This is a genomic window from Thioalkalivibrio sp. ALE28 (genome assembly GCF_000377425.1).
Lineage (GTDB): Bacteria > Pseudomonadota > Gammaproteobacteria > Ectothiorhodospirales > Ectothiorhodospiraceae > Thioalkalivibrio.
The window spans coordinates 65,886-83,069 of sequence record NZ_KB898102.1 but is presented as its reverse complement, the minus strand read 5'-3'; the positions used below and the strand labels follow the sequence as shown (position 1 = coordinate 83,069).

Sequence of the window (17,184 nt, the reverse complement as noted above, 5' to 3'; positions counted from 1 at the left end):
ACAGCTCGGCGGGCGGAATGCGCCCGGAGACGCCCGAGACGAGCGGGCGTCTGCGCACGGGGCTGACCACCGGTGTGTGTGCGACCGCCGGTGCCGTTGCCGGCGCACGCTGGCTGCTGGAGGGGCGGCGGCTCGAGATGGTGGAAGTCATCCTGCCGAAGGGACAGGTCGTGAGCCTGACACTGAACGACCTCGAACCCACTCCGGGCGGCGCGGTTGCCGGGGTCATCAAGGATGCCGGCGACGACCCGGATGCCACCCACGGGGCCCGGGTCTGGGTGGAGGTGAATCTGTGCGGTGCGCCCGGTGTCGAGTTCGTGGCGGGTGCCGGGGTCGGGACGGTCACGCGCCCGGGCCTGGTGCTGGAGCCGGGCGAGCCCGCCATCAATCCGGTCCCCCGACGCATGATCCAGGGGCATCTGGAGACACTGGCTGCAGCCGCTGGGTACAGCGGGGGCTTCAGGGTCACGGTCGGCGTGGACGGTGGCGAACGCATTGCCGGGCGGACCATGAACGCCCGCCTGGGGATCCTCGGGGGGCTCTCGATCCTGGGCACCACCGGCATCGTCCGGCCGTTTTCCTGCGCCGCCTATATCGCATCCATTCATCAGGCCATAGACGTGGCCCGCGCCAACGGCTGTCCGCGTGTGGCCTGCTGCACCGGGGGTACCAGCGAGGCGGCGATGCGCGAACAGTACGGCCTGGACGACATGGCGCTGATCGAGATGGGGGATCTGTTCGGGGCGGCACTGAAGTACCTGGGGCGTCATCCTCTGCCTGCGGTGGTGCTGGCCGCGGGGTTCGGCAAGCTCAGCAAATTCGCGGCCGGACACCTGGATGCCCACAGCCGCAAGTCGCGCATCGATCTCGACGCGCTGGCGGAGGAGGCGGCGGATCTGGGAGGCAGCCAGGAACTAGTCGCGCGCATCCGCGCGGCGAATACCAGCGCCCAGGCGCTTGCGGATTGCCTGGAGCAGGGTGTGGCGCTGGCCGACCGTATCAGTGCGCGCGCCTGGAAGCGGGCGCGCGGGATGCTGCCGGAGACCACGGCGCTGGAGGTCTGCGCGGTGGATCGGGCCGGACGCATCGTCGGGTTGGCCAGGGACACCGGGGGGCTGGCGCCATGATGGCCCCGGCAATCGCCCTGAAGTCGGTGGCCAAGCGCTATGCCGGTGGCCGGGTCGGGCTGGCGGACGTGGACCTGGAAGTCCCGGCGGGCCGCTTTTTCGGCCTGCTGGGGCCGAATGGGGCCGGCAAGACGACCCTGGTGGGACTGCTGACCACGCTGGTGCGGGCCGATCGCGGGTCGATCCGGGTCTGCGGCTTCGACGTGGCGACACAGGCGGTTGCGGCGAAGGCCTGCATGGGCGTGGTGCCGCAGGAGATCAACTTCAACAGCTTCGAGCCGGTGGGCGAGATTGTTGAAGCCCAGGCGGCCTATTACGGATTGTCCCCGCGGCGGGCGCGCGAGCGTACTGGCCAGGTACTGGAACAGGTGGGCCTGGCGGACCGGCGGCGGCAGTCCGCCTGGGGGCTGTCGGGCGGAATGAAGCGCCGGCTGATGATTGCCCGGGCGCTGGTGCACCGCCCGCGCGTGCTGCTGCTGGACGAGCCGACCGCGGGGGTTGACCTCGAGGGACGCCATACAACCTGGGAACTGCTGCGTGCGCTGAATGCGGATGGTGTGACCATCCTCCTGACGACGCACTACCTCGAGGAGGCGGAAGCGCTGTGCGATTCGCTGGCGATTCTGGATCAGGGCGAGATCGTTGCGCGCGGCGAGACCGGCGAACTGCTGCACGGGCTGAACGTGCAGACCCTGGTGCTCGAGTTGAGCGCCCCCCTTGATGCGTGCCCCGAGCTGGAAGGGTTGGCGATCCGGCGGGTGGATCGCTGGACCCTGGAGATTGACCTGCCGCAGGGTATGGAGGTGAACGCGCTTTTTGAGCGTCTCGGTGTGTACGGTGTCCGGGTGGCGGGCCTGCGCAACAAGCGCAACCGGCTCGAGTCGCTGTTCCTGCAGCGCATCGCGGAACGTGCCAGTGCATCGCAGGGGGCCGGGACATGAGGCTCGCGGCTTACGGATTTGCCTACCGCGGGATGGTGATCAAGCAGGTGCGCCGCTTCCTGCGTGCCTGGGTGCAGAACCTGCTGCCATCGGTGGTGACGACCGTTCTGTTTCTGGTGATCTTTGGCCACCTGGTCGGGCGCGAGCTGGGCACCATGCGTGGCGTCGACTACGCCGATTTCATCCTGCCGGGCCTGATCATCCTGGCCGTGTCCACCAACGCCTACAGCAATGTGACGCTGGCGTTCTATGGCGCGCGCCTGCAGCGGCACATCGAGGAATTGCTGGTTGCGCCACTCCCCGCCTGGCTGATCGTGGCGGGCTTTGCAACCGGCGGGGTGATCCGCGGTCTGCTGGCCGGGGCGCTAGTGGCGCTGGTTGCGATCCCGTTTACCAACCTGCAACTGCACCACCTGGCGGCGACTCTGGGGATCGCGCTGGTCAGTGCCACGCTGTTCGCCCTGGCCGGCCTGCTGAATGGCCTGTACGCGCGCAGTTTCGACCACACCTCCGTGGTGGCGACGTTTGTGCTGACCCCCCTGATCTATCTGGGAGGGCTGTTCTATCCGGTGGAACGGATGCCCGAGCCCTGGCAGTCGCTGGCAGCGCTGAACCCGCTGTACTACATGGTCGAGGGCTTTCGCTACGGCCTGTTGGGGACCGGGTCCTTCGCCTGGGCCACAACCTTCTGGGTGCTCGTGGGGACCACCCTGGTTGTCGGCGGGGTGGCCTGGACCCTGGTCGCTCGCGGCGTGCGGATCCGGTCATGAGCAGGGGTCCGAAGCCGTTGGGTGCCGAGCATCCGCGTGTGCGCCGGGCGTGTCCCGGAGTCGCTGCGCCCATGACGACCGGAGACGGGCTTCTGATGCGGGTACGTCACCCGATCGGAGGGCTTGACGCGGCGCAGGCGCGCATCCTCGCCGAGGTGGCGCTGCGTTTCGGTTCCGGTGACCTGGAGCTGACCAGTCGCGGCAATCTGCAATTGCGCGGTCTGGACACGCCGGGCCTGGAGACGGCACGGGCCGAACTGGAGGCGGCGGGTCTGGCGGATCGCGATCCCGAGGCGGAGGCGGTGCGCAATGTGCTGGTGGCACCAGCGACGGATATCGACCCGGAGGCCGCCATGGATGTACAGCCCATCGCGCGGCAACTTGCGCGGGCACTGGGCGCAACCCCGCGCCTGCGCGCACTGCCGCCGAAGGTCGGGGTGCTGGTGGAGGCGGGTGGCGGGTTGCCGCTGGGTAGAGTGCCGGCGGACCTTCGACTGGAGGCCTGTACGGGACCGGGTGGCGTGTGGATTCGCGTGGCCGTCGGGGCGTCGGCTCACGCCGCGACGGTGCTTGGGTGGGCACGCCCGGAGAAGGCCGTGGACGCTGCCCTGCAAGTCCTCGAGCAATTCGTGGCGCTGCGCCAGGGGGATCCGGATCCGCCGGGCCGTTTGCCCGGCGCACTGGCTCGGTTCGGCGCGAAGGCCCTGACGCCTCCCGGGCTGGAGCGGGTGCTTCCGGGTGGGGATCCGGTTGCGGCACGGAGCAGCGAAAACGCCGACTCCGGGATTGGTGCGTGCCTGAATGGCGATGCCTTCGGGGTCGCGTTCCCGTTCGGATCCCTGCGCGCCGAGGCCCTGCGGGGGCTGGCCGAGCAGATCCGCGGCCAAGAAGGGCGCCTGCGGCTGACTCCCTGGCGCAGCGTGCTGCTGGTCGGGGCGCGGCCGATCACCCTGGACCGGCTGGCTGAATGGGGCGGAGTAACGGATCCACGAGATCCTCGCCTAGTGGTGAGCGCCTGTGTCGGTCAGGGGGGATGCTCGGCGGGTACGACATTCACTCGGGCGGACGCCGCGATGCTCGGGACAGCCGCCCGCGGGCTGCTGGCGGATGACGAATATCTGCATGTCAGTGGCTGCGAGAAGCACTGCGGGAGGCCCGCGAATGCCCGGGTGGTCCTTGCGGCGCGGGCGGGGCATTACGACCTGTCGCTGCAATCTGCCCCGGCGCACTGGGAGGCCCTTCTTGAGGGTCTTTCACCGGATCAGCTGCGAGCGGCCCTGTCGGCGCTTGAACAGATTACGCACGCAGAGCGCGTCGGGATGCTCGCGGCCCTGCGCAGGCTGGGCCCGACCGACCTGCGTCGGCGCCTCAACGCGATGATGAATAACGGAGAAGAAACATGACGCAGAGCGATACCGCGGGGGTCGTACCGGATTACGAGCGCGACGGCGCAGCCATCTACCGGGAATCCTTCGCGATTATTCGATCCGAGGCGGCGCTGGATCGTTTTCCGGAGGATCTGGTGTCTGCGGTGGTACGCATGATCCATGCCTGCGGTATGACCGACCTGCCGCAGGACGTCGGGTTTTCGGCTGGCGTGGCCCGGGCGGCTCGCGCGGCGCTGGCTGCTGGCGCGCCGATCCTCTGCGACAGCAACATGGTGGCGCATGGGGTCACGCGCGCCCGGCTGCCGGCGGATAACCCGGTGATCTGCAGCCTGCGCGAGGACGGAGTGGTGGCTGCTGCCGAGCGTATGGGCACAACGCGTTCGGCGGCGGCGCTGGAATGGTGGCGACCGCATATGGAGGGTGCGGTGGTGGCGATCGGGAATGCGCCCACGGCCCTGTTTCACCTGCTGGAGATGCTGCACCAGGGCGCGCCGCGTCCGGCCGCGGTACTCGGTATCCCGGTGGGCTTTGTCGGTGCGGTGGAGAGCAAGGAGGCGCTGGCCGCCAGCCCGCTGGACCTCGAGTACCTGACCATCTTCGGACGCCGCGGTGGCAGCGCCATGGCCGCGGCGGCCATCAACGCCTTTGCGAGTGACCGGATATGAAGACTTCTTCCCCTGTGAATGCATCTCCGGAGGCGGGCTGCCTGTATGGAGTCGGCACCGGGCCTGGCGATCCCGAGCTGCTGACGTTGAAGGCCGCGCGGCTGATCGCACAGAGTCCGGTCGTGGCCTACTTCTGCCGCCGTGGCGGGCGCGGTCAGGCGCGTGCGATTGTGGACGCCCACCTTGGTACCGGCCAGTGCGAGATGCCGCTGGAGTACCCGGTGACCAACGAGATTCCGCACGGCTCCGAGGAATACCGCCGCCGCATCGAACAGTTCTTCGACGCCTGTGCCGAGCAGCTGGCGGCCGAACTGGAAGCCGGGCGCTCGGTCGTGGTGCTGAACGAGGGCGACCCGTTCTTCTACGGCTCCTTCATGCACGTATACCTGCGGCTCAAGGAGCGCTTTCGCACGAGTATTGTGCCCGGAGTGACTTCGATGATGGCCTCTGCCGCCCAACTGCCAACTCCGTTGACCATGCGCGATGACCTGCTGACGGTGATCCCGGGCACGATGCCGATCGACGATCTGCGCCAGGCCCTGCAGGGGACTGATGCAGCGGTCATCATGAAAGTGGGGACCCATCGCGATGCGGTGGTCGGTGTCCTGCAGGAGCTGGGGCTGAGTGAGCGCGCCTGGTACGTGGAACGCGCCAGCACTGCCGAGGAGCGGGTCCTGCCGCTGTCCGAGATCCCGGAACGGGTGCCCTATTTCTCGATGATCGTGATCCCTGGGCGCGGGGTTCGGCGATGAGCGGGGATGGCGGTCCGGTGGTCGGTCGGCTGAGTGTGGTCGGGGTGGGTCCGGCGGGGCCGGAATGGATCACACCGGAGGTCGCTGCCCGTCTCGAAGCGGCCACCGATCTGGTGGGGTACGGGCCGTACCTGGAACGGATTGCGGGCCCTCATCACCGTGTTCATTCCTCGGACAACCGTGAGGAACTGGCGCGCGCGATGCACGCCCTGGACATGGCCGCCGAGGGGCGGGACGTGGCCGTGGTCTCGGGTGGCGATCCGGGCGTATTCGCGATGGCGGCGGCGGTTTTCGAGGCCCTGGAAGGGGCGCAAGCGCAACGCTGGGCGGGAGTCGAGGTGGACGTGACTCCCGGGATCTCAGCGATGCAGGCCGCCGCGGCGCGGCTGGGTGCGCCGCTGGGGAACGATTTCTGCGTGATTTCGCTGTCGGACAACCTCAAGCCCTGGTCGCTGATCCGGCGGCGGGTGCGGCTGGCGGCCGAGGCCGACTTCGCCATGGCCTTCTACAACCCGATCTCGCGCGCACGTCCCTGGCAGCTGGGGGAGGCACTGGGCATCGTGCGCGAGGTGCAGGGGTCGGAGACACTGGTCGTGCTGGCCACCGCGGTGGGACGCGGCAAACGCGAAGACGTGCAGATCTCCACCCTCGGCGAGGTGGACCCGACGGCGGCCAACATGAGCACGCTGGTGATCGTGGGCGCCGCCTCCACCCGGGTGCTGGAGCGCCCCTCCGGCCGGCGCCACGTGTACACCCCGCGCTATGTCGAGTCGGCGGAGTCGCGGTGAACGCGCGGGAGGCCTTCCAGCCACTCCAGGGCTGCCTGCGGGGCGTGGAAGCGGGGCACCCCGGGGGCGTCCGGCGGCCGGTCCACCATCACCACCGGGATGCCGCGTTCGCGTGCGGCCTGCAGCTTGGGGGCGGTGGCCTCGCCGCCGCTGTCCTTGGTGACCAGCACGTCGATGGCGTGGGTCTCCAGCAGCCGGTGCTCGTCGGCTAGGCTGAACGGGCCGCGGGCCCGCAGCCAGGTGACCCGGGGCAGCGCCGGCGGCGGTTCCGGCGGGTCGATGGTGCGGATCACGTAGTCCAGCTCGGGCGCGGCCGCGAAGGCCTCCAGGTGCTGGCGCCCGGTGGTGATGAGCACGCGCCGGCCGAGGCCGGGGAGCGCGCGGGCGGCGGCCTCCAGGTCGGGCACGCGCAGCCAGTGATCCCCGGGGGTCGCCTGCCACGGCGGCCGGGTCATCCGGGCCAGGGGTACGCCGGCGCGGCGCGTGGCGGCGACGGCATTGGCCGAGATCTGCCGCGCGAACGGGTGGGTGGCGTCGACCACGGCGTCGATCGCGTGGTCGCGCAGCAAGGCGGCGAGGCCCTCGGCGCCGCCGAACCCGCCGGTGCGCCGCGGCAGTCGCGAGGGTGCCGGCCTGCGCGTGCGTCCGGCCAGCGACACGGTGGCGTGCAGCCGCGGGTGGCCGTCCAGCAGCGGTTCCAGGGCTGCGGCCTCGGTGGTGCCGCCCAGCAGCAGGATCTGCCGCGGGCGCGCAGCCCGGGGGCCGGTATCGGAGGATGAACGGGAGCTCATGAGGATGACCAGTCTAGCCACCAATGACGAACGAGCGCCATGGCTGAACATCGTCGGCGTGGGCGCGGAGGGGCTCGCCGGGCTGACCCCGGATGCCCGCATGGCGCTGGACACGGCGGCGACGGTGATCGGCGGCGCACGGCATCTGGAGATGCTGCCGGAGCGGCCGGGGCAGGAGCGCCTGGTGTGGCCGTCGCCGCTGGAGACCGCGCTGGACTGGATCGAGGCGCGCGCCGGACAGCCGCTGTGCGTGCTCGCCAGCGGTGACCCCTTCTGGTTCGGGGTGGGGGCGACCCTGATGCGGCGCTTTCCGGTCGCGCAGACCGCCGTCTGGCCGGCGCCCTCGGCGTTCAGCCTGGCCGCCGCGCGCATGGGCTGGCCGCTGCAGCAGACCCGCTGCCTGTCGGTGCACGGCCGGCCGATGGAGGCGCTGCGGCCCTGGCTGCATGACGGCGCGCGACTGCTGATCCTGAGCCGCGACGGGGATACCCTGGCGGAACTGGCGCACTGGCTGACCGGGCTCGGCTTCGGCGATTCCACCCTGACCGTGCTGCAGTCCCTCGGTGCGGACCGCGAGGCGGTCGTCCGCGCGCGCGCCGGGGCCTGGCCGGAGGTCGCGATCGAGGCGCTGAACACCGTGGCGCTGGAATGCCGGGCCGATCCGGCGGCGCAGGTGCTGGCCGCCAGTGCCGGCCGGCCGGAGGCGCAGTTCGAGCAGGACGGTCAGATCACCAAGCGCGAGGTGCGGGCGGTGGCGCTGGCCCTGCTGGCGCCCGGTCGCGGCGAGCGGCTGTGGGACGTGGGCGCCGGCTCCGGTGCCATCGGCATCGAGTGGATGCTGGCGGATCCGGCCAACACCGCCGTGGCCATCGAGCCGCGCGCGGAGCGCCTGGAACGCATCGCGCGCAACGCGAGCGCACTGGGAGTGCCGGCACTGCGCCGCATCCACGGGCGCGCGCCGGAGGCGCTGGATGACCTGTTTGCCCCCGACGCGATCTTCATCGGTGGTGGGCTGACGACGCCCGGGCTGGTGGAACACTGCGTGGAGCGTCTGTGCCCGGGGGGGCGCCTGGTCGCCAGCAGCGTGACGGTGGAGGGCGATGCGGGGTTGGCGGCGGCTCGCGAGCGCCATGGTGGCGAGCTGACACGCATCAATGTGAGTCGCTCGGAACCGCTGGGCGCGATGTCCGGCTGGAAACCGCTGCGGCCGGTGACCCTGTGGGCCCTGCGCCGGATCTGAACCAGGAGGGGGGCTTGGTCGTGCCGGGCGTCGGCTTCGCCTCCGCCTGTACGGCCCGGGAGCTGGAGGGTCTGATGCGCGAGGTACTGGCCGAGGCTCGCGCCGTGCTGGGAGTGGAGCGTGCCGGAGTGCTCGGGGCCCGGCAGCTGGCGGCACCGGTGCATAAGAGTGACAGTCGCATGCTGGCGACGGTCGCGCGGGAGCTGGAACTGGAACTCGTATTCCCGTCCATGGCCGCCCTTGCGGACTGCCAGGGGGGAGTGCTGACGGAGTCGCCACGGGTGCGTGCAACGGCCGGGGTCGGTTCCGTGGCCGAGGCAGCGGCGCTGGCAGCGGCCGGCGAGGGCGCGCGTCTGCTGTTGCCGCGGCGTCTGTCACCGCAGGCCAGCTGCGCGGTGGCCTGGGTCGACCGCCAACATCTTTTCGAGGAGTCATCATGACGGTTCATTTTGTCGGTGCAGGCCCGGGTGCCGCGGATCTGCTGACCCTGCGCGGCCGGGATCGTATTGCGGCCTGTCCGGTGTGCCTGTACGCGGGTTCACTGGTGCCGGAGGCCGTGCTGGAACATGCCCCGGAGGGGGCGCGCGTGGTCAACACCGCGCCGCTGACGCTGGACGCGATCATGGAGGAGATCGAACGCGCCCACGCGGCGGGCCAGGACGTGGCGCGCCTGCACTCCGGCGACCTGTCGGTCTACAGCGCGCTGGGCGAGCAGATCCGTCGGCTGGAGGCGGCCGGGATCGAGTACAGCATCACGCCCGGCGTGCCGGCATTCTCCGCCGCCGCCGCGACCCTGGGGCGGGAACTGACGGTGCCGGAGGTGGCGCAGTCGGTGGTGCTGACGCGTACGCCGGGACGGGCGTCCTCCATGCCGGAGCGCGAACGGCTGGCGAGCTTTGCCGCCACCGGGGCGACCCTGGCGATCCATCTTTCGCTGCACAATATCGAGACCGTGGTCGAGGACCTGCGGCCGCACTACGGCTGCGACTGCCCGGTGGCCATCGTCTTCCGTGCCAGCTGGCCGGACGAGACCGTGGTGCGCGGTTCGCTGGGGAATATCGCGGAACGGGCGCAGGCCCTGACCACGCGGCGCTCGGCGCTGATCCTGGTGGGCCCGGCGCTGGACCCGGGCGATTTCCGCGACAGTGCGCTGTACGACCCGGCGCATGTGCGCCGTTACCGCGGCATGGACGGGGACTAAGCGGCGGCGGCCCCGATCTTCCGCAGGCAGGGGTGACTCCGGTGGGTGTTGTGGGGCACTGGGCTTTTCGCCTGCAAGCAGGTTCCCACATCGCCAGGAACCTGTAGGAGTCTGCTTGCAGGCGAAGGCGGTTTCTTCTCGATCAGGACCACGGAAAGGGCCGCCGTGAGGCGGCCCCTTGGTTCCCGCCCGGTTTAGCGGCGGCGGTAGTGGTCGTGGCAGGCCAAGCAATGGTGGCGCACGCCGTTCAGGGCCTCGGTGGCGCGAAGCTGGAAGTCTTCGTTCTCCAGGTCCTCGGCCGCCTCGACCTTGCGCTGCAGTCGTTCGGCGGCCTCGCGGTAGGCTGCCTTGTACTCGGAAAACTCCGGGTCCTCCCAGGCCGCGGGCAGGGCGCCGGGTTCGCCGTCCCGCGCCGGGGTCTCGCGAGCGAACCAGGTTTCGATGTCGGCGGCTCGGCGCGCCAGTTCCTCGGCCAGGTCGGGCAGGCGCTCGGCGAACGGTGCGTCGTAGCGCAGGATCTGCTCGATGCTGCGGTAGGTGGCTGAGGTGCCCTGCATGCTTTGCTGGCGGAAGCGCTGGAAGGCCTCGGTGGCGTCCACTGTGGCCGGGTTGTCCATCGTCTCGCTGTAGTCTTTGCCCCAGGGGCCGGGCATGGGGAGCGTCACCTCGTCGCCATGGGCGCCGGTGGCAGCAAGCAGGAACAGGACAAGGCCGGCGATCCGGAGGGCCGGTGTAAAGGGGGTTCGAGTCATGTCGGATCTCCTTTCCAGTGTCAGAAGCGGAATTGGTGCTGCAAGTGCAGCTCCCAGTCCGAAGTGCCGGCGTCGCGGTCCAGCCACATCAATTGGGTTTTTTGTCGCTGGCCGCGGTGGTACCAGTTGAGGCCGGCGCCCCGCTCGCGCTGCCAGCGCTCGTCGGTGCCGAGGTCGTCGCCGGCGTCGTGGCGCAGCACAGCGTGGCGCGCGGCAACCTCTAGCCCCTCCCAGGGCAGTTCCTGAGCCAGCTCGAGTTCGGCGCCCAAGTCGTGGTATGCGGGGCCGTGATCGGGCGATACGTCGCGGCGGAAGGCGGCGAATGAAATGGCGGTGCGGGCAAACTTGACGACGCTGTCGGCCGTTGCGGTGACCCAGTCGGCGCGTTGCTGATTTACCTGGTTCTCCCGCCCGCGAGTCCAGTCGCGCAGGTGATTGCGGTTCGCCGCCTGCAGGCCGACGCCGTGGGCCACTGTATGCTCGACCGGCTTGCCGACGGTCGTGTTGTCGCGTGGAAGGGTGCCTACCGGTGCCCAGGCCCCCCGAGCGCTGAACAGGTGGCCGGAGGTGGACGGTCGGTCATCCCGCTGGTCAAGGCGGCCGCGACCATCAAACACGCCGATGGCCCAGGCCCGGTCGTCGCCGTCGCCCCCCAGTAGGGTGACGCCGGTATCGCGTCCAGCCGGGACCTCGAACTGATTCCCCGCGATGCTCAATTCGGTGAACAGCCGGTTGGGGCCACCGATGTCCCGCGGCAGGCCGAAGGGTACGGTGAACTGGCCGGCGCGCAGGTCGAGGGACTCGGTCAGTGCGTATTGGAGCCAGACATCGCGCATCGAGAGCTCGCCGCTGCTGAAGTCGGGCTGCAGGCGAAAACTAAGATCGGGGTGGAAGAGGGTGCCCGTCGAATCCAGCCAGGCGCGGCGAAAGTCGAATTCGGTGGTGGTTCCCTCGTCGCCCCGCTCGATGGCGTAGCGGCCCTGGATGAGCGGGTCCAGGGTGATTGCGAAGCCGTCGGCTTCGCTGCCGAACTCGAACTGTGCCTGGAGGGGGGAAGCCCCGCCACTGGCGATCAACAGGCCGAGAAGGGTCGGGGCCGGAGCCAGGAGTGGCGGCCGGCCGGGTCGTCGGGTCGGTTTGTTCAAGGTCATTCTCCCTGGGACGCACACCCCGTGCGCCGTGGATGGAACGACGCTGGGTGGGCCAGGGGAGGTCGGGGACTATAGACACAGCAAGCCCGACCCGACCGCTTGCCCGCCGCAGCGTCAGGTTTCCTCCTGGCCGGTCTCCGGACTCGTGAAGCGGGCGGGGGTGCCCGGGCGGATCGCCTTCCCACACCGAATTGCGGCGCAGTGGTTGTTGATCCGTTGTCTTCACCTACCGTTGCGGGGGCAGTGCCGGCATTGCGAACGGCAGTTCGCGCACCGGCTTCCCGATTATCCCCGGCGATGGAACGCCAGGGCACCTGGAGGCGGGGCGAAGGGTACTGGGGTGCAAACAGGCTGGCAAGAAGAGCGTTTGATGAGCGACCAACCGCAGTGATTGATCTGGATCAACGGGAGCGCTGATTTCGCTGGTCGATCGAATACCGGGTCGATAGGGTGGGATTCAGGTGATTTGGACCGAGTCTATATCGGTCTTCGCCGACACCGATCCAATCTCAGGGAGACTTTGCCATGATCCGAGGTTCTTATCTTCGCAGCGCCATCTTTTCGGCCTGCACCGCCCTGGCGCTGGGCGTGGCCGCGCCCGCCGTGGCGGATACTGATTACTCGCAGTATCGCGATGTGTTCGAGCCGCTGCCGGCGCTGCCGCCGATCCCGGCGGACAACTCGATGACCAAGGAGAAGATCGAGCTGGGCAAGATGCTGTTCTTCGAGCCGCGCATCTCCAGCTCCGGCGTGATCTCCTGCGCGACCTGCCACAACCCGGCGCTGGGCTGGGCGGACCGCATCCCGCGCGCGGTAGGCCATGACGGCCAGGTTGGCGAGCGCAATACCCCGACCGTGCTGAATTCCGGCTTCTTCACCGCGCAGTTCTGGGATGGCCGAGAGGACGACCTGGAGGGGCAGGCCCTGGGCCCGATCCAGGACGCGATCGAGATGGCGATGCCGCTGGAGGATGCGATCGCCCGCCTGGAGGAGTTCAATGAGTACCAGGAGAAATTCGAGGCCGCCTATCCCGACTATGACGGCGACAACGTGATCAATACCGACCACGTGGCCAAGGCGCTGGCGACGTTCCAGCGTACGCTGAACACCCCGAACTCGCCGCTGGATCGCTGGCTGGCCGGGGATGAGGGCGCGATGAGCGAGCAGCAGATGCGCGGGATGAAGCTGTTCGCCGACAACGGCTGCGTGGCCTGTCACCGTGGGCCGGCGCTGACCGACAGCAACTTCCACCGCATCCAGGTGCCGGGTTCGGAGGACGAGGGCCGCTACCTGGTCACGGGTGAGGAGAGCGACCGGTTTGCGTTCAAGACCCCGACCCTGCGCAACGTGGCCCTGACCTACCCCTACATGAACAACGGGGAGACCGCCACGCTGGAAGAGGCGATCCGCATCATGGGCGAGGAAATGCTGGGGCAGGACTTCAGTGATGACGAGGTCGCGGATATCGAGGCCTTCATGCACGCGCTGACCGGCGAAATGCCGCAGTTCGAGATTCCTGCGCTGCCGTAACCGGCCGCATCGGAATCGAATGCGCCAGCCCCCCTCCGGAAACGGAGGGGGGCTTTTTGATGGGGTGGTACAGATCTATTCCACGGTAATCGTGATCTTCTCGGAGACAACGGGCGGGTCGAAGCTGATGTGACGGTAGTCCATGAACAGCAGTTGCAGGGTGTATTCGCCGGGTTCCAGTTCCAGCTCGCCCTCGGTCTGCCCGCCGCCGAAATGGCGCTTGTGGTCGGAGAAGGGCAGCGAGGCGTCCAGGTCCACCTCGTCGAGCGGCTTGTTCACCAGCAGGTGGTGGTGGCCGGTGTTGTCCATCTCCACACCGGCCGGGGCGACACCCATGCCGCGCAGGCCCATCTGGACCCGCACCGGGCTTTCGAGCGTTTCGCCATCCTGCGGGCTGATGAAATAGACCTTCGCGCCATCCGGCGGCGCGATGCGGTCGCTGCCCATGGCACTTCCGGCCAGCGCGAGGCCTCCCGTCAGTACGAGCAGCGTGGAGAGCCGAGTAAGAGCGGTATTCATGGGTACTCCTTGGGCCCGGGTTCGGCCGGTCTGTGTACTCATTTCGAGTATAGTCGGCGGTCCGCGCGGCAGTGCAGTGGCGTTCTGCTACCCTATGCGCCTTCGTTTTCCACCTCCCGATCGAGACGAGTAGCCCGCATGAGTTTTCGCACCCGTTTTGCCCCCAGTCCGACCGGCTATCTGCATATTGGCGGTGCCCGCACCGCGCTGTTCTCCTGGCTGTACGCCCGCCACCACGGTGGCGAGTTCGTACTGCGGATCGAGGACACCGATCTGGAGCGCAGCACCGCGGAGTCGGTGAACGCGATCCTCGAGGGCATGAACTGGCTGGGGCTGACCTACGATCACGGGCCGTTCTACCAGACGGAACGCTTCGATCGGTACAAGGAAGTGATCGACCAGTTGATGGCCGCTGGCCACGCCTATCGCTGCTACTGCACCAAGGAAGAGCTGGACGCGATGCGCGAGGAGCAGAAGGCGCGCAAGGAAAAGCCGCGCTATGACGGTCGTTGCCGTGCGCGCACCGAGCCGCGCGAGGGCGTGGAGCCGGTCATCCGCTTTCGCACGCCGGACGAGGGCGTGACCGTCGTCGATGACATGGTGCGCGGCAAGGTCGCGTTCCAGAACAGCGAGCTGGACGACCTGATCATCGCCCGCTCCGACGGCTCGCCGACCTACAACCTGACGGTGGTGGTCGACGACATGGACATGGGGATCACCCATGTGGTCCGTGGCGATGACCACCTGAACAATACCCCGCGCCAGATCAACATCCTGAAAGCGCTGGGCGTGGAACCGCCGCGCTACGGCCACCTGCCGATGATCATGGGCCCGGACGGTGCCAAGCTGTCCAAGCGCCACGGCGCGGTCTCGGTGATGCAGTACCGTGACGAGGGCTATCTGCCGGAGGCGCTGCTGAACTACCTGGTGCGCCTGGGCTGGGCCCACGGCGACCAGGAGATCTTCTCGGTGGACGAACTGGTGCGTCTGTTCGATATCGAGGACGTCAACCAGTCCGCCTCGGCGATCAACCCCGACAAGCTCCTGTGGCTGAACCAGCACTACATCAAGACGCTGGACCCGGATCATGTGGCGCTGGAGTTCGGCTGGCACCTGGGCCAGCTGGGCATCGATCCGGCCAATGGTCCGGCGATGCGCGATGTGGTGATCGCCCAGCGCGAACGCGCGCGCACGTTGCGCGAGATGGCCGAGAACAGCGTGTACTTCTATCGCGAGTTCGAGGACTACGACGAGAAGGCCGCACGCAAGCAGCTGACCGCCGAGGCAAAGCCCGTGCTGCAGACCCTGCACGACGGGTTTAGTGCCCTGGGCGCCTGGGAGAAGGAGCCGCTGCACGAGGTGGTGGTGCATACCGGCGAGCGCCTGGAGCTGAAGCTCGGCAAGGTCGCGCAGCCGCTGCGCGTGGCCCTCACCGGGGGTACGGTCTCCCCGCCCATCGATGATACGCTGGTGCTCATCGGGCGCGAGCGCGCCCTGGCCCGCATCGACCGCGCGCTGGCGAAAATTTCCGCCGAAGCGGGTTGACACATTTCGGGGTGCTGGCTACAGTACGCGCTCGCCTGACACGGGGCCATAGCTCAGCTGGGAGAGCGCCTGCATGGCATGCAGGAGGTCGGCGGTTCGATCCCGCCTGGCTCCACCACTCAGGTGATTTGCGAGTTCATCAATGCATCGTTTCGGGGTCATATCACTCTACGTTGGATTGGTGCTGGCAGTAGTCGGATTGATCGGCGGATTCGGGCTGATGCTCACCGGGGAACAGACCTGGTCCAAGCCCCTCATCGCGCTGGTACCGATCGGGTTTTTGCTGGTATTCAACGGTCTGGTGACGACGCTTCTGCATCGGCCACCGGGTAGCGAAGAAGATCGGCCCAAAGGCCCACCGGAATAGCAACAAGACGTTGCCTCTACGTCCCCATCGTCTAGAGGCCTAGGACACCGCCCTTTCACGGCGGCGACCGGGGTTCGAATCCCCGTGGGGACGCCATATCAAATAAAAAGCCCGAACCTCATGGTTCGGGCTTTTTTGTATGCAAACGTTCGCTTGAAACCCTCGAGTTGACGAGCACGTCCATGTGCTCGCCTGGCGTTCGAAACTAGAATTCGAACTGTGCTCGGGCAGCCAGCACGTGGTTGCCGTTCGCCACGCCACCGCGGCCCTCGTAGTCGAAGTACATGTAGTTCAGCTTGAACACCATGTCCTGGTTCGGGTACCAGTTCAGACCAAGGGTGTAGTGGTCCATCTTGTTGCCGCGCCCCACACGGGTGTGTTCCAGCGAGTCGGCATGGGCGTAGCGAGCCGCGATCTCCCACGCACCCGTGCCTCCGTTACCAAAGGCGGAATTCGGGCGTACGGCGCCAAAATCGCCGCTGAAGGCGCGATAATTGCGTTGTTCCCCGGTCAGGAAGTAGCTCGCCTGGACATAGTAGCCGTCCAGCGTGAGGCTGCTTTTGTCCGTGGCGTTACTTCCATGGGCATCCAGGACTTGTTCACGGTCGAGATCCAGGTCCACTCGCAGATACTCACCCTGCAGAGAAAAGGGCCCTTTGCCCCAAGCGGCTTCGAGAGCATATCGGCTGTATGAGTCCACACCCTCGAGGTCATTGCGGCCAATCAGCCGGACGTCGATGGCTCGAGCGCCTTCACGCGAGCGCAGGCGAACATCTTCGAGCGTGCCCTCGTCCGTCGCGTTGACCCGGTGGTTGAAGGACGCACCCAGGTGGGTGAACGTATCTTCGGACATATACGGGGCGAACGATGCACGGGTTGCCAGGCTGTACCCTTCTTCAACATCCCGGTCGCGATCCGTGCCGTCCCCGCCAAAGACACCCGCTGCAAAATACCAATCCGGTACCAGCGTCTCGTACATCAGGCCGATCTGTCGGCTGGGGCGATAGGCGTCTACGGGCGTGGCACGTTCCATGAAGGTCAGGCGCCGCGAGCTGGTCGAGCTTTCCAGCGAGAAAGGCTCCTTGAAGTTGCCGACTGCAAGTCGCCCGCTGTCAAAGAGCCGAGCGACGTAGGCGTTTGCAAAGCGGACTTCGCTGTCCCGGAAGTCGACCTCCAGCTGCCATTCCCAAAGGTTGTCATAGACGCCGATGGCGCCCAGTCGGGCGCGCCGCAGGAACGTTCCATACTCGGGAATCGGATCGGCCTCATTGGCGGCTTCGGAAAGATTGTCGTCCCAGTTAGCGGCCTCAGCGTCCACCATCAGTCGTCCGCGCAGCCCGAATCGGTTCTTGCCGTCCTGGCTTTCGACACGGAATTTGCGTGCCTGGATGCGGTCATCGACGGTTTGCAATGGAAGGGTCGGTTCGTACTCCAGTCCCTGATAGCGATCCTCGGCCTTAATCTGGTCGGCGACGGCTTCGGATTCCCGGGCTTCCGCCTCGCGGAGGTCGCGGACATCCTGCTCGGTGAGCACGCCGCGCTCGATCAATTTGTCGATCAGGGCCGATGTGGAGCTCTCGGCATGGGCCGGTGCAGCCAGAATGCCACCACTGATCAGGGCGGCCAGGAGTACGGGAGTCTTGAATGGTTTCATGGT

The 17,184-nt window shown here is 67.9% G+C and carries 18 protein-coding genes, 2 tRNA genes and 1 riboswitch; of the genes, 15 read left to right on the top strand and 5 right to left on the bottom strand.

Going from position 1 to position 17,184, the window contains the following annotated elements:
- The first annotated feature begins 17 nt into the window (after positions 1–17).
- From D105_RS0110595 to cobJ, 7 genes are all read left to right on the top strand, one after another.
- On the top strand, positions 18–1,127 hold the full coding sequence (locus D105_RS0110595) for a cobalt-precorrin-5B (C(1))-methyltransferase (RefSeq protein WP_018875748.1): 1,110 nt from the start codon (positions 18–20) through the stop codon (positions 1,125–1,127).
- Positions 1,124–2,068 (top strand): ABC transporter ATP-binding protein, encoded by a 945-nt coding sequence (locus D105_RS0110590; protein WP_018878379.1) that lies wholly within the window; start codon positions 1,124–1,126, stop codon positions 2,066–2,068. The genes D105_RS0110595 and D105_RS0110590 overlap by 4 nt, the downstream gene beginning before the upstream one ends.
- Entirely contained in the window at positions 2,065–2,838 is a 774-nt protein-coding gene (locus D105_RS0110585) for an ABC transporter permease (RefSeq protein WP_038028170.1), read from the top strand. Before D105_RS0110590 ends, D105_RS0110585 begins: the two co-directional genes overlap by 4 nt.
- Positions 2,839–2,909: 71 nt before the next feature.
- The gene (cobG, locus tag D105_RS0110580) at positions 2,910–4,241 is read left to right on the top strand and encodes a precorrin-3B synthase (protein WP_018878378.1); all 1,332 of its coding nucleotides are present in this window, start codon (positions 2,910–2,912) and stop codon (positions 4,239–4,241) included.
- Positions 4,238–4,891, top strand: coding sequence for a precorrin-8X methylmutase (locus tag D105_RS0110575; protein ID WP_018875744.1), 654 nt, complete (start codon positions 4,238–4,240; stop codon positions 4,889–4,891). The genes cobG and D105_RS0110575 overlap by 4 nt, the downstream gene beginning before the upstream one ends.
- Entirely contained in the window at positions 4,888–5,643 is a 756-nt protein-coding gene (locus D105_RS0110570) for a precorrin-2 C(20)-methyltransferase (protein WP_038032902.1), read from the top strand. The genes D105_RS0110575 and D105_RS0110570 overlap by 4 nt, the downstream gene beginning before the upstream one ends.
- On the top strand, positions 5,640–6,431 hold the full coding sequence (gene cobJ / locus D105_RS0110565; protein ID WP_018878377.1) for a precorrin-3B C(17)-methyltransferase: 792 nt from the start codon (positions 5,640–5,642) through the stop codon (positions 6,429–6,431). Before D105_RS0110570 ends, cobJ begins: the two co-directional genes overlap by 4 nt.
- Here the strand turns inward: cobJ and D105_RS0110560 are convergent.
- Positions 6,404–7,222, bottom strand: a complete 819-nt coding sequence (locus tag D105_RS0110560) for a cobalt-precorrin-6A reductase (protein ID WP_018878376.1) — start codon at positions 7,220–7,222, stop codon at positions 6,404–6,406. The two genes, cobJ and D105_RS0110560, sit on opposite strands and share 28 nt — an antisense overlap.
- 4 nt (positions 7,223–7,226) lie before the next feature.
- Between D105_RS0110560 and D105_RS0110555 the strand changes: the two genes are divergently transcribed.
- From D105_RS0110555 to cobM, 3 genes are read left to right on the top strand one after another with little or no spacing between them, the layout of a single operon-like run.
- Complete coding sequence (locus D105_RS0110555; RefSeq protein ID WP_018878375.1) at positions 7,227–8,462, top strand: bifunctional cobalt-precorrin-7 (C(5))-methyltransferase/cobalt-precorrin-6B (C(15))-methyltransferase; 1,236 nt, start codon at positions 7,227–7,229, stop codon at positions 8,460–8,462.
- Positions 8,441–8,902 carry a cobalamin biosynthesis protein gene (locus tag D105_RS0110550; RefSeq protein ID WP_018866848.1) on the top strand — a complete coding sequence of 154 codons (462 nt, stop codon included), beginning with the start codon at positions 8,441–8,443 and terminating at the stop codon, positions 8,900–8,902. The genes D105_RS0110555 and D105_RS0110550 overlap by 22 nt, the downstream gene beginning before the upstream one ends.
- On the top strand, positions 8,899–9,663 hold the full coding sequence (cobM, locus tag D105_RS0110545) for a precorrin-4 C(11)-methyltransferase (RefSeq protein WP_018875740.1): 765 nt from the start codon (positions 8,899–8,901) through the stop codon (positions 9,661–9,663). Before D105_RS0110550 ends, cobM begins: the two co-directional genes overlap by 4 nt.
- A 194-nt stretch (positions 9,664–9,857) precedes the next feature.
- On the opposite strand, the gene D105_RS0110540 is transcribed toward cobM, so the two are convergent.
- Positions 9,858–10,415: a cytochrome c gene (locus D105_RS0110540; RefSeq protein WP_018878374.1), complete on the bottom strand. Its 558-nt coding sequence runs from the start codon at positions 10,413–10,415 to the stop codon at positions 9,858–9,860.
- A gap of 20 nt (positions 10,416–10,435) precedes the next feature.
- On the bottom strand, positions 10,436–11,566 hold the full coding sequence (locus tag D105_RS0110535; RefSeq protein ID WP_026280468.1) for a porin: 1,131 nt from the start codon (positions 11,564–11,566) through the stop codon (positions 10,436–10,438).
- Positions 11,567–11,676: 110 nt separating this feature from the next.
- A riboswitch (cobalamin riboswitch) is annotated at positions 11,677–11,899 on the bottom strand.
- 192 nt (positions 11,900–12,091) lie between these two features.
- On the opposite strand from D105_RS0110535, the gene D105_RS0110530 reads away from it, so the two are divergent.
- Positions 12,092–13,096: a cytochrome-c peroxidase gene (locus D105_RS0110530; protein WP_018866844.1), complete on the top strand. Its 1,005-nt coding sequence runs from the start codon at positions 12,092–12,094 to the stop codon at positions 13,094–13,096.
- A gap of 75 nt (positions 13,097–13,171) precedes the next feature.
- Here the strand turns inward: D105_RS0110530 and D105_RS0110525 are convergent, their stop codons facing one another.
- Positions 13,172–13,615 (bottom strand): DUF4399 domain-containing protein, encoded by a 444-nt coding sequence (locus D105_RS0110525; RefSeq protein ID WP_026280243.1) that lies wholly within the window; start codon positions 13,613–13,615, stop codon positions 13,172–13,174.
- Positions 13,616–13,753: 138 nt separating this feature from the next.
- Here D105_RS0110525 and gltX point away from each other — a divergent pair, with 138 nt between their 5' ends.
- The 4 genes from gltX (at position 13,754) to D105_RS0110505 (ending at position 15,623) form a co-directional block, all read left to right on the top strand.
- Positions 13,754–15,160, top strand: a complete 1,407-nt coding sequence (gene gltX / locus D105_RS0110520; RefSeq protein ID WP_018866842.1) for a glutamate--tRNA ligase — start codon at positions 13,754–13,756, stop codon at positions 15,158–15,160.
- Positions 15,161–15,202: 42 nt separating this feature from the next.
- Positions 15,203–15,278 (top strand) — tRNA-Ala (locus D105_RS0110515).
- A 24-nt stretch (positions 15,279–15,302) separates the two neighbouring features.
- Entirely contained in the window at positions 15,303–15,527 is a 225-nt protein-coding gene (locus D105_RS0110510) for a hypothetical protein (protein WP_026279239.1), read from the top strand.
- Between the two features lie 20 nt (positions 15,528–15,547).
- Positions 15,548–15,623: transfer RNA gene (locus tag D105_RS0110505), tRNA-Glu, on the top strand.
- 109 nt (positions 15,624–15,732) lie between these two features.
- Here the strand turns inward: D105_RS0110505 and D105_RS0110500 are convergent.
- Entirely contained in the window at positions 15,733–17,181 is a 1,449-nt protein-coding gene (locus D105_RS0110500; protein WP_018878371.1) for an OprO/OprP family phosphate-selective porin, read from the bottom strand.
- Positions 17,182–17,184: the final 3 nt, after the last annotated feature.